Here is a 12,013-nt window from a genome sequence, read left to right as displayed (position 1 = left end):
AGGGGGTCCACCCTGTCTCTCTCCTTCCACGTAAGCGCCATTTTACCGTCGCCGAGCTAACTCGAGCCATCAGGAGAGCGATATGAAAATGCAAACTTTCGTGCCGGGTGCCCCACCAGGCGCCCCCACCTTTCATCTGATGCCATTTGACTTTGTTTTTCGTTGATTAACCAAGCAGTGGGTGCCCTACCCTCCGTCCGCCCGCGGCGGAGAGGGTGGGTGAGAATGATGTCGAGGACTTCAGCCTTTGATTGCGTCTTCCGTATTTGGGACAGCAGTTCACAAATAGAATCCCAAGAAGACAAGAAGAATAGGGGTGGGCTGCCGAATCATTTTTGCAAATCGGCAGTCAACTCCGGAATTGCAACCATCCTCTTTACCCACCCTCCGAAACCACGGAGCGCAGGGTACCCACTTTAGGGTTCATCCACCAAAAAGCAAGGCTCACAGGTGGGGCCCTCGGCGGACGGGTGAGTCTGGGTTGGTCTGCTACACTGCCTGACCTATGCCGGACATCCCGCTGGCATATCTGATTACGTTCCGATGCTACGGTACCTGGCTTCACGGCGATGAGCGGGGCTCTATCGACCGGCATCAGAATCAACATCAGTCTCCTTATATAGTTCCCAATCCGAACTGGCACACGTACAATCTCCGTCACTTGAAGCATGCTCCAGTGACCCTTACCGACCTGCAGCGGGTATCCGTCGAGAGTGCCATACACGAGACTTGTGGATTCCGCAACTGGGAATTAAAGGCGATAAACGTCCGCACCAATCATGTGCACACGCTTGTCTCTACCGGTTTGCTGAAGCCAGAACGAGTACTAAACGCACTCAAGGCCAACGCCACTCGGCAGCTCCGGCAGGATGGACACTGGCCGCATTTGCGTACGCCCTGGGCTGACGGTGGAAGCATGCGATACATCTGGACTGACGTTGGGATCGAACGGGCGATGGATTACGTCGTCAATGGTCAGGGTGGAGAGATACCTGAGTTTGACAACCCACCCATTCGTTACCGCGAACGGTACTGACTTCAGGACTCAACCATCCGCTACCGCGGACGGTACTGACACACAACAAGAAGCGGCCCCTTTCGGGCCGCTTGTTTTTGTTGGTTTCCGCCGCTAGGCCGCTTTCTCACTGTCGCGCCAGTTTTTTACGCGATCGTGTGCGTTCTTCACGCTTGCGTACTGACGCCGGATCATGGCCACCAATTCAGCGGGTGGCGATGCCTTCAGAGCGTCCTCATAGGTTTGCTTGGCGCTGTCTTCTCCTTGCTCGATAGAGCTGAGGATGGCTGCATCGCCGGCTCCTAGTTTGCCCTTGAGATCGATCCAGGTGCGGTGAAGTGCGCCGCTGACAGATCCGGAGTCCTTTTCTTTGTCACCCAGGAAGGGCTGCAGCTCGGTCGCGAAACGTCCTCGCTCACTCGATTGCTGCTCGAAAAAGCGCTTGTACTCCGGGTTCTGGATCTTCTCGGCTGCCTGCCGGTATCCTTCTTCGCCGTCCTTCAGAGTCTCGATCAGTTTGGAAACAGTGTCTTTGATTTCAGTCATTCGTTGTCCTCCAGAGTCTGGGATGCCTGATGGCGCTGCTGGAGAGCTGCAGGCCAGAGTGGGAAGGCTTACCGGCACTCAGCAATTCAGGAATACCAAACAGCCAAAAGGCAAGACCGATTTCCACAGCGAGCGACGGTACAACTCTTGACGCGCCGCTCACAATCGGGGTACCAACGAGAGAGGAGGATGGTGTGGGAGAAATCAGCGCGATGGCGATGACACTGCGAGGATCGTTTCAATTGCATTCCCTGTTGCTCCCCTGCAAGTTCCCTGCCTCTTCGGGCTTGCCCCAGTGTTCATGCGGGTTTTATGCGGCGGAAGAAATTCACTGATAATTTCACTGATAAATTCGCTGTTAATTCACTGTTAGCCCTCTGATCAGTGAATGAACAGTGAATTGGAAAACTAGGGACACGGAACGTTTCCTTTGACACCAAAGCAAGAAGCGCGACGGGTGGCGCACCCTTCGAAAACACGAAGAGTGCGGCCCACTTTTTAGAAATCGCAAGCAAGGAAAACAGGAAATGGCGAAGGGTATGCCGCCAGTCCCCCCTTTTTCCGGGAGTCCAAAACGGAAAAGACCAGGCCGCCCGGGTCTGACTTCCCGCTCGTCCCTCTTTGGGAATTAATTCTCTGTTTCAGCGTGTTTTATTCCTTGCGTTTGCTTGCCGTTGGTGAGATACTCCGCGCCGCCTCTCAGCTTACCGATTTCCAATTCCCAAAATAGCGCAGCACGCCTGCAAGGAGGACCTCATGGTGAAGAAGGCTGTAGTGAAGAAGGCTGTAGTGAAGAAGGCTCCGTCCCGATTTGCACATACGCTGGTAACCCCACAATCGACGGGGCGCGGCAAGAATGTGCAGCTAGTTGATTGGGCGCGCCAACAACTCGGACCGATCCCTCGCCTTACCAACAAAGATGGAGTAATTCCGTTGAGCCAAGTCATCGGCGCCGATGGCGAAACGGCGATTACCGCGGCTAACGCAATCCGCTTTCACCTTACCGGAGATACCGGGAGGGTGCAGGGTCAGGCGGCTGAAGCGGTGTCGAACTGCATGTCCGAAGATTACGATCCCCGTAACCCGGGAGCGAGCCCTGCCTGCTTTATTCACTTGGGCGATGTGATCTACGGAATGCACAAGGATAATCTCTTTCGGGATGAGTTCTATCGTCCTTACGCGCACTATCCGGGAAAGATCATTGCCATTCCGGGAAACCACGATGGTGAAATCTTCGCCGAGACTGATCCCAAGTCGCTGGCCGCATTTCAAACGAACTTCTGTGCCCCAGACGGATCTACGCCGCAGGCAGCGGCAGGAGCGCGCATTCTGCGCCAGACGGTTCAACAGCCGGGGGTGTATTGGTGGCTGCAGACTCCATTTCTCGATGTGATTGGACTCTACTCGAATCTCGCCGAAGGTCCCGGATTCCTTGAGGGAGGATCGGCCGCGAAGCCCGACACGTCTCAGATTGACTGGTTTCAAGCGACATTGAAGACCATCGTCACTGCTCGAAAGAAGAGCCGCAAGGGGCTCGTCTTCCTGACGCATCACCCACCTTACAGCAACGGCGGCGGACACTCCGGCAGTCCAGCCATGCTCGACGAGATGGACAAAGCCTGCAAGCAAGCCGGCATCTGGCCGGATATGGTGATCTCCGGGCACGCGCACAGCTACCAACGACATACGCGTACGGTGAAGGAAAACGGCGCCTCCCGGAAGATTCCCTATTTGGTCGCCGGCTGTGGAGGCCGCGGACTCCAGGCGGTATCGGCCGCCAACGGTCAGCAGATTATGCCGGGAGTGACCTTCGACAAAGGCATTAAGGAGTATGGCTATCTGCTGCTCGAAGCAACGAAGGCGCAGGTAGATACACAATTCTTTCAGGTGAGCGAACAGACCGGAAATAGGCAACTGGCAGATTCGGCCTCCGTCTCATATTCCTGAAACTAAGCTGGACACACTCGGCATCAAAGGTCTGGGCGGGTTCTAAAAGAGGCGATGTCAAGAGCAAACACATCTCCCGGACAGATCTGGAGCACTCTGCTTGGCATCGGATAGGTGGCGCACCTTTCATTCCGGTCTGGTCTAGGTTGATTTTTGTTTGGGACTCCTAAGTGTGGGTGCCGCACTCTCCCACCCCAGCGACAAAGTCGTGTCTCTGGGGACCCCGGTCTCCCACCCCAGCAACAAACTCGAGTTGCTGGGGACCCCGGTCTGCGCGGTGTTCGCAGGGTGCACAAACGGGAATGTATGCAAGTCCAGACTGAATCTGCAGCGTGCTTTCGTCTCGAGTAACTCTTCTGATGACACAGACGATTCCGATCACGCACTCTTTGAAAAACCCGCAAAGGGTGCGGCACTCATATTTTGGGTATCGTAACGCGGAAATCAAATCTAATTAGGGTGTGCCACCCGACGACATGCGACTTGGGAAATTGGCTTTCTGCCGCTCCATTCTGCTAAGGCCAACCGCTCGTAAGGCAGGAGGTCTAACATAACGGGGGGGACACTTCCGTGATCAAGAAACCGACTGAACTTGTTTTCTTTGGCTACTGCGGACATCATTTCGTTCTGCTCGACGCGAACAGTCCCGCTTTTCAGGACAAGCCACCAAAAGCGCCACACCGGACTGAGTGCCTCGCTTGCGGCGATCACTTCCCGGTCACCCTTGATGAAATTCATTTAGGGAAAGTTACCCACCAGGAACGAGATCGAGGCTGGTCTTTAGACAGACCAAAAGCCCTGATGATGTGCTCGATTTGTGGCGGCGAGAAGGAATCTAGCCCGTTCGGGCAAAACTCCCAAAGATTCCGCTGCAAGAAGTGCGGACGCGAAGAGACTGAAGGGCTGGCGGTTGCTTTATAGCGTCCTCCCTTGAGGCGGGTGGGACACCCGTCCAAGGAAACTAAGACAATTGCGAAGAGTGCGCCCCGTCCAGCCTTTATCTGGAGGTCTCAATGCAAACAACCGAAATGGGAAAAGGCTGGCCATCCGTACTGGAGGGAAGGTAAGGGTGCCACGTAACTACAGATCTCGAAAGCAGGAAACTGGAGCGACGATGAGAACGCAATTGCTGCGATTCAACGGCGCTGTCGAGCGGGATCCCGCCATCGATGCGTGGATGAAGGAGCATGTAGTTGGATTGGGAGCCATCGCGCATCAGTGGTTTGAGGTGATGCGAAAATGCGGGGACGAAGTCCGGGAGCTCTTGCATGACGGCTGTCCGGTTGCGTGTTTGGGAGATGCGCCCTTCGGCTACGTCGATGTATTCACTTCGCACGTAAACGTGGGCTTCTTTCATGGCGCAGCGCTGCCGGATCCTGCCCGCTTGTTGCAAGGCACCGGCAAGTTCATGCGCCATGTGAAGCTGAGACCTGAAACGGGCACAAACGCGGCGGCGCTAAACAGGCTCATCGATGCGGCGTACTCGGATATAAAGGAGCGAGTCGAAAACCGCTAGCTCAGAGAAACACTTTGGGAGAGTGACGCGGAGGTGGACCTCCAGATTAGTGACGATATGTCGCATACGGTTTGATGATCGTGGGCGAATAACGGGCTACTCGGAACTTGCCACCAGAAAATTCCCATTTCCGTATTGACGGGTGGCGCACCCGGCCACCCGTCAAACCCGTTCGTTCGACACGGCTATGCCTTGATGTTCACGAAGGCTCCTCTTCCACAATTCGCATGCACTTGCAAGAATAAACGGTTGGATAGTGGTAATCCCCAGTGCCAGCGAAGGGGGTGGGAAGGAACGATCCTGTGATCTACGTGAAAGCTAGTCTGACCGCATTGGGTGCAGCGTTTGTGGTGCTCCTGTACGCCAGCTTCGTCATGGCGTTCAGGACCAAGACCACCGGGCGAGGCGCGTTAATCTTCTATTTCGGCGATCCCTTGTTATGGATTACCGTCATCGTTGTATGCATCTACGTGTTCAGACTGACCATTCAGAAATGAAACTGCGGGTGCGTCCCGCGCACAAAAACCAAAACGGGAACAGGGAGGGCCAGCCCAGCCTACAGCTAGCGGCTATTCTTGTAAACAACTCCACCCTTCATCACGAACGCAACCCGCCTAACCGCAGTGATGTCGCTTTTCGGGTCTCCGTCGAGAGCGATGATGTCCGCTTGCATTCCCGGAGCGAGCGAGCCGATCTGTTTATCCAGTTCCATGGCTTGTGCAGCCAGCGAATTGGCCGAGACCATGGCTGCCATCGGATCTTGCCCGCCGTCGCGGACGCGATAGATGAACTCCTCGGCGTTGCGGCCGTGAGCGCCTGCAACCGCATCGGTTCCGAAGACGATCTTCAATCCGGGCGTGGCCAGAGCGCGCTTGAACATTGCCGCGTTCAACGGCAATACCTCCTGCATCTTGGCAAAACCTTCTTCGGTGTACCCATCCGCGCCGAGGAATTTGTCTTTGTTGTCGAGATAGTTGTGGATCACCAGCCCAACCTGCGGATCGAACCACGTTCCATCCTTCGCCATCTCTCTCAGATCGTCATCGGTCGTGAGGCTGCCGTGTTCCACTTCGGTACAACCGGCAATGGCAGTCGCCTTTACCGCGCTCTTGTACGCGTGCACTACCGAGCGCAGACCCTGCGCGCGGGCTTCGTCGCATGCGGCCTTGAGCTGCTCATCGCTGAGCGTCTGCCCGCCACCCTGGCGGATACTGCGCGATGCGAAGATCTTGAGCACGTCAGCGCCATCGGCCTTTACCTTGCGCACGAACTCGCGGATCTGGTCGGGAGTCAGCTTCTCGTCGGTCAGGGGAGTGATTGCGGTAAGAATCCGCGGTCCCGGCACGACGCCGTTGTTGATCGCGTCGCGCAACGGCTTGTCCTCGGGCGATCCCAGGCACTGCACGGTGGTGAAGCCGGCCATGAGCGTCCGCCAGGCATTACCCTCCATCTCCAGCGTGGCTCGCTCCGGCGGCTCGTTCTTTTCGCCGAAGTGCCCATTCGGTCCGAAATGCCAGGTGATATGGACATGGCTATCGATCCAGCCCGGCAACACGGTCAATCCCCGCAGATCGTAAGTTGCCGGCGTTGGCGCACCAGTCTGCTTGCCCACGGAGACGATCTTGTCGCCGCGAACCTGGATGCGCGCATTTCGCAGTACGCCGCCGCGCCCGTCGAAGGCCTTGTCAGTAAGGATGGTGATGGTGCGCTCCTGGGCCACAGCGGAAGCGCAGAACAGCAGCAGGATGGGTACGAATCGGAAGCGAAGCATGCGGGAGATTCTCGCACGTGGGAAGGGGCTCTGAAATCTTGATTCGGTTGTGCGACTATGCGCATGCTCCGAATCCGCCAATTTGTACTCATAAGCTTCTCTTGCTCCCTCGTGCTGGGAATTTCTTTTGCCCAGAGTTTGAACTCCGCTCCGGCAGTGGCTGTGACTGACTATGGCAGAGCCGAGAAATTCATACCTGCCAATACGACTCGCCTGGTGTTTGGGACGGTCCGTCCGTCGTGGTTAAAAGACGATCGGTTCTGGTTTCGCGATGCTACTCCTGAAGGCAACGAATTCGTTGTCGTGGACGCAGCCACAGGGAAGCGGTCTATGTTGTTTGAGCACTCCAAGCTGGCTGCCGCGCTCTCCTCCGCTGCCAATGCGAGCTATGAAGCGAAGCACCTGCCATTTGAGCAAGTCGAACTTTCACCCGATGAGCAAACAGTCGAGTTCAACCTGAAGGGACAGCGCTGGAAATGCGACGTGCAGGGCACGCAGTGCGCCGCCGAAGGAGGCGGGGAGCTCGAGGGGGAGCCCGCGCTTCCGCCTGTGCAAGGTGCGCTGCCTCCTCGTCTCGATGTGCCGTCGCCGAACGGCAAGCTTACGGCGTTCATCCGCAATTGGAATCTTTGGGTGCGCGATCTCGCCAGCGGCAAGGAGACGCAACTGACGACTGATGGCGTGAAGGACTTCGGCTACGCCACCGACAACGCGGGATGGACGCACAGCAATCGCGCCATCCTGGTCTGGTCTCCCGACTCGAAGCACATTGCCACCTTCCAGCAGGACCAACGCAATGTTGGCGAGATGTACCTGGTCCGGACCAAAGTGGGACATCCGGTGTTGCAGGCATGGAAGTATCCCCTGCCGGGCGACGAGGTGGTCACGATGATTCAGCGTGTGATCGTCGACGTGGAAGGTCCGCGAGTCATCCGCCTGCAGATGCCGCCTGACCAGCATCGCGGCTCGCTCTGCGATCACCTCGTTTGCCGAGGCGGCGAATGGAGCGATGTGCAGTGGAGTCCCGACGGCAAACACGTGGCGTTTGTCTCGACCTCGCGCGATCACAAGCAGGAGCAACTTCGTGTTGCCGATCCGGATACCGGAACTGTGCGCGACGTGATGCAAGAGACGGCACCGACATATTACGAATCGGGCGCCGGTAAGGTGAGCTGGCGCTATCTTCCATCTTCCAACGAGGTGATCTGGTACTCGGAGCGCGACAACTGGGGGCATCTTTATCTATACGACCTCGGGACAGGGAACCTAAGGAACGCGATCACCAGCGGCGAATGGGCGGTGACGCAGTTGCTCCAGGTTGATGAAAAGAACCGGGAGATCTACTTCCTGGCCGTGGGACGCGAAAAGGGAAGCGATCCGTATTTTGCATATCTCTACCGCGCGGGATTCGACGGAAAGAAAATCTCGCTGCTCACGCCTGAACCGGGAAATCACGAAGTATCGTTTTCCCCTTCCGGAAAGTTTTTTGTCGATAGCTATTCCCAGCCTGATGTGCCTCCCATCAGCGTTTTGCGGGACCGTAATGCCAAGGTGATCGCTACTTTAGGGAAAGCCGACGTTGCGAAGCTCGTAGCCGCAGGATGGAAGCCTCCGATTCCATTTACGGTGAAAGCCCGCGATGGAAAGACCGATCTGTACGGGCTTATGTTCAAGCCGACGAATTTTGATGCAAGCCGAAAATATCCAATCGTGAACCATATTTATCCGGGTCCGCAGGGAGGCAGCGTGGGCAGCCGTTCGTTTTCTGCCGCTCGAGGCGATGCGCAGGCGCTGGCCGAGCTCGGATTCGTGGTGATCGAGCTTGACGGTATGGGGAATCCGCTGCGTTCGAAGAGTTTCCACGACTTCTACGCTAAGGATCTGGGCGACAACACGCTGCCCGATCAAGTTGCGGGAATGAAGCAGCTGGCGAACGATATCCGTGGATCGATCTCGACCGCGCAGGCATTTATGGCCATTCAGGAGGCGGATACGCCGCCGCCGACGCCATGTTCCGCTATCCCGACTTCTTCAAGGTAGGTATTTCCGAATCGGGAAATCACGACAACCGCGAATATGAAGACGATTGGGCGGAGAAGTGGATGGGTCTCCTGACAAAGAATCCGGATGGAACGTCAAACTATTCCCGCCAGGCGAATCAGCCGCTGGCGAAAAACCTGAAGGGACATCTGCTGCTGGCACATGGCACCATGGATGACAATGTGCCGCCGTACAACACGCTGCTCGTAGTGGACGAGTTGATCAAAGCCAACAAGGACTTTGATCTCCTTATGCTTCCTAACAAGCGTCACGGCTATGGCAATGCGAGCAACTACATGATGCGTCGGCGCTGGGATTACTTCGTGCGCTACCTGCTCGGCGTCGAGCCGCCACATGAATACCAGATACATCAATCTGCTGTTTCGGCTTCAGCGCCTTAGGTGACTGCCGCACTCCTCGACGATGAAAGGGGCCGGCATCCAGAACACCTCGAAAACTTTTCCATAACCAACTTGCGCGAGCTGCGTCAAAATTTCATTCGAGGAGGATGAATGCTGGCGGATTTGCGGGACGCGATGCGACAGCTGCGGAAGGCCCCTGGATTTACCACGACAGCTCTGATCACACTGTCACTAGGGATCGGAGCGACGACGGCGATCTTCACGCTGGTGCACCAGGTGATGTTGAAGTCGCTGCCGGTCGCGAAGCCGGGTGAGCTGTGGCGGATCGGCGATAAAGATCGCTGCTGCAACTGGGGAGGCTACACCCAGGGTGACGACGGCGACTTTGCGTTGTTCTCGTGGGAGGCTTACCAGCATTTTCGCGCGCATACACCAGAGTTCGTCGATCTGGCAGCGCTGCAGGCCGGCAATGCTCCTCTTGGCGTCCGCAGAGTCGGATCGCAGGCGCCGGTAGACACGCGCAATGGGGAGTATGTGTCTGGGAATTTCTTCCGGACCCTCGGCGTGCAGCCGTGGATCGGCCGCCTGATGACGGACGAGGATGATAAGGAGGGTGCGCCGCCAGTGGCGGTGATGAGCTACCGCATATGGCACGACAAGTATGGATCAGATCCCTCCGTGGTCGGGGCCGGCTACCAGATCAATGGGCATCCTTTCAACGTGATTGGCGTGGCTCCGCCCGGATTTTTCGGAGCCAAGCTGGCGGGGTGGGGCATGCCGGATTTCTGGCTGCCAGTGACAACCGAGTTATTGATCGAGGGATCGACGGCGCGGCTGAAGCGGCCACAGGCCAACTTCCTGGACCTGCTCGGAAGAATGCGTCCAGGAGTGGATCCCAAGTCGCTCGAAGCGAAGCTGCGGGTGGAATTCCATAACTGGCTGGCCGGCCACGTTCCCGATATGGAGCCAGGCGAGAAGCAACTCTGGCAGCAGCAAACGCTGCATCTGGTTCCCGGCGGCGGTGGAGTGACAGCCCTTCGGAGCGAGTACCAGGATGGACTGAAGCTGCTCCTGATTGCTGCGGGATGCGTGCTGCTAGTCGCGTGCGGAAATTTGGCGAATCTGATGCTGGCGCGTGGGTTGAAAGATCGCGCGCAAACCTCGATCCGAGTAGCGCTGGGCGCGTCGCGAGCGCGAATCGTTCGCAGGTCGTTCGTCGAGTGCGTCACGCTCGCAGCTATGGGTGGGGCCCTGGGCATCGCTGTAGCGTACGCCGGAACAAGGTTGATTCTGCGTCTGGCTTTCGAGAACGGCGGACCTAATAACTATGTACCGATCAGCGCAACTCCATCATTGCCTGTGCTGCTGTTCACACTGGCTATATCCGTTCTGACGGGAATCATTTTCGGAATTGCGCCGGCATGGGTGACTTCGAATGCTGATCCGGTGGAGGCGCTTCGTGGGGCAAACCGCTCGGTAGGAGGCGGTCGATCGTGGGCGCAGAGGTCCCTGGTAATCGCGCAGGGAGCGGTCTCCGTGGTGCTGCTCTCGGCTGCGGCTCTGCTCGGACAGAGTCTGCGGAACTTGCAGCATCAGGATTTTGGATTCGAGACGCAGGGCCGGTACCTTGCTTCGATCAACCCTCATTTGGGCAACTACAAGCTGGAACAGTTGGATCCGCTGTTTCGGCAGATCAACGATCGCCTGCGCGAGATTCCCGGCGTGCGGATGGTGACGGCTGCGCTTTACGCCCCAATGTCGGGTGACAGCTGGAACACCGGCATTCGCGTGGAGGGCCGGCCTGAACCTCCAGCTAAGGAAGATACAGGATCAGGGTGGGCCACAATAACGCCGGACTTCTTCGAGACTATCGGCGCCAAGATCTTGCTTGGTCGGCCGATTACCGACGACGACACAGCGGCGACGCGGAATGTAGCCGTGATCACCGAAGCGTTTGCGAAGAAGTTCTTCAAAGACCAGAACCCGATCGGACAGCATTTCGGGGTCGGTAGGATCAAGTATTCCGCAACTTACGAAATTGTCGGTGTCGCGAGAGACATCCGCTACATGACTTGGGGGATGAAAGAGCCGGCGCGCCCGATGTTCTGGGGGGCGGAAGCGCAGATTGTGAAGTATGACGATCCAGCCTTCGCGGGTGGGGAAACGTCGTCGCACTACTTGGAGAACCTTGTGATCTGGGCGCCGGGAAATCCGCCGGGCATGGAAGACCGCGTGCGCAAGGCTCTGGCGAGCGTCGATCCGAATCTTGTTCTCTACAGCGTCGATCCATACACCAAAGTCCTGAGCAATGATTTCCAGCAGGAAACGATGATCGCGACGCTCACCTCGCTCTTCGGCGCGCTTGGGCTGATCCTTGCTTCGGTCGGGCTGTATGGAGTTCTGTCCTACATGGTGGAGCAGCGGACGAGCGAGATTGGCCTTCGCATGGCGCTGGGGGCAGATCGCGCGCAGGTCACAAAAATGGTGCTGAGCGGCGCCTTCCTCCAGATAGGCATCGGGCTGGCAATCGGCATTCCTGCAGCGATTGGGGCCGGCAGGTTGATGACGACTCAGTTGTTCGGCGTTAAGCCATGGGACCCGATTATGCTCGCACTGGCTGTACTAGCGCTCGGCTTGGCCGCGGTGCTGGCGTCGGCGATCCCGGCCCGGCGCGCTGCCGGCGTAGAGCCGATGGTGGCACTGCGGAACGCGTGATCGCGGACGCTGGCGCACCCTTCATTCCGGTTGGTCTAGGTGCGTAAACCGGAGTCCAGAGTGACTCGGCAGGGTGCCTTCGTCTTGAGCAACTCTTCTAA

At 57.3% G+C, this 12,013-nt stretch carries 9 protein-coding genes; 7 read left to right on the top strand and 2 right to left on the bottom strand.

Annotated elements, in window-relative coordinates:
- Window positions 1-505: 505 nt before the first annotated feature.
- Window positions 506-1,036, top strand: a complete 531-nt coding sequence (locus tag VNX88_06795; GenBank protein ID HWY68354.1) for a transposase — start codon at window positions 506-508, stop codon at window positions 1,034-1,036.
- 93 nt (window positions 1,037-1,129) lie between these two features.
- On the opposite strand, the gene VNX88_06790 is transcribed toward VNX88_06795, so the two are convergent.
- Window positions 1,130-1,561: a PA2169 family four-helix-bundle protein gene (locus VNX88_06790; protein HWY68353.1), complete on the bottom strand. Its 432-nt coding sequence runs from the start codon at window positions 1,559-1,561 to the stop codon at window positions 1,130-1,132.
- 756 nt (window positions 1,562-2,317) lie between these two features.
- On the opposite strand from VNX88_06790, the gene VNX88_06785 reads away from it, so the two are divergent.
- From VNX88_06785 to VNX88_06775, 3 genes are all read left to right on the top strand, one after another.
- Window positions 2,318-3,508, top strand: a complete 1,191-nt coding sequence (locus VNX88_06785) for a metallophosphoesterase (protein ID HWY68352.1) — start codon at window positions 2,318-2,320, stop codon at window positions 3,506-3,508.
- Between the two features lie 1,114 nt (window positions 3,509-4,622).
- Window positions 4,623-5,024 carry a DUF1801 domain-containing protein gene (locus VNX88_06780; protein HWY68351.1) on the top strand — a complete coding sequence of 134 codons (402 nt, stop codon included), beginning with the start codon at window positions 4,623-4,625 and terminating at the stop codon, window positions 5,022-5,024.
- 302 nt (window positions 5,025-5,326) lie between these two features.
- On the top strand, window positions 5,327-5,521 hold the full coding sequence (locus VNX88_06775; protein HWY68350.1) for a hypothetical protein: 195 nt from the start codon (window positions 5,327-5,329) through the stop codon (window positions 5,519-5,521).
- Window positions 5,522-5,586: 65 nt separating this feature from the next.
- On the opposite strand, the gene VNX88_06770 is transcribed toward VNX88_06775, so the two are convergent.
- Window positions 5,587-6,795, bottom strand: coding sequence for an amidohydrolase family protein (locus VNX88_06770; GenBank protein HWY68349.1), 1,209 nt, complete (start codon window positions 6,793-6,795; stop codon window positions 5,587-5,589).
- A gap of 63 nt (window positions 6,796-6,858) precedes the next feature.
- On the opposite strand from VNX88_06770, the gene VNX88_06765 reads away from it, so the two are divergent.
- From VNX88_06765 to VNX88_06755, 3 genes are all read left to right on the top strand, one after another.
- A complete protein-coding gene (locus VNX88_06765; GenBank protein ID HWY68348.1) occupies window positions 6,859-8,835 on the top strand; it encodes a DPP IV N-terminal domain-containing protein in 1,977 nt (658 codons plus the stop codon).
- Window positions 8,742-9,236 (top strand): prolyl oligopeptidase family serine peptidase, encoded by a 495-nt coding sequence (locus VNX88_06760; protein ID HWY68347.1) that lies wholly within the window; start codon window positions 8,742-8,744, stop codon window positions 9,234-9,236. The genes VNX88_06765 and VNX88_06760 overlap by 94 nt, the downstream gene beginning before the upstream one ends.
- A gap of 111 nt (window positions 9,237-9,347) precedes the next feature.
- Window positions 9,348-11,912, top strand: coding sequence for an ABC transporter permease (locus VNX88_06755; protein ID HWY68346.1), 2,565 nt, complete (start codon window positions 9,348-9,350; stop codon window positions 11,910-11,912).
- The last annotated feature ends 101 nt before the right edge of the window (window positions 11,913-12,013 follow it).

The organism is Terriglobales bacterium (assembly GCA_035567895.1).
Lineage (GTDB): Bacteria > Acidobacteriota > Terriglobia > Terriglobales > Acidobacteriaceae > Gp1-AA112.
Note: the sequence above shows the minus strand (reverse complement) of the source record. Positions and strands in the feature narration are given on the sequence as shown.

What these genes read in the sequence shown, in the direction of transcription:
- VNX88_06770 (HWY68349.1), bottom strand. Translation starts at nt 6,795, where the DNA reads ATGCTTCGCTTCCGATTCGTACCCATCCTGCTGCTGTTCTGCGCTTCC.
- VNX88_06790 (HWY68353.1), bottom strand. Translation starts at nt 1,561, where the DNA reads ATGACTGAAATCAAAGACACTGTTTCCAAACTGATCGAGACTCTGAAG.
- VNX88_06765 (HWY68348.1), top strand. Translation starts at nt 6,859, where the DNA reads ATGCTCCGAATCCGCCAATTTGTACTCATAAGCTTCTCTTGCTCCCTC.
- VNX88_06780 (HWY68351.1), top strand. Translation starts at nt 4,623, where the DNA reads ATGAGAACGCAATTGCTGCGATTCAACGGCGCTGTCGAGCGGGATCCC.
- VNX88_06785 (HWY68352.1), top strand. Translation starts at nt 2,318, where the DNA reads ATGGTGAAGAAGGCTGTAGTGAAGAAGGCTGTAGTGAAGAAGGCTCCG.
- VNX88_06795 (HWY68354.1), top strand. Translation starts at nt 506, where the DNA reads ATGCCGGACATCCCGCTGGCATATCTGATTACGTTCCGATGCTACGGT.
- VNX88_06755 (HWY68346.1), top strand. Translation starts at nt 9,348, where the DNA reads ATGCTGGCGGATTTGCGGGACGCGATGCGACAGCTGCGGAAGGCCCCT.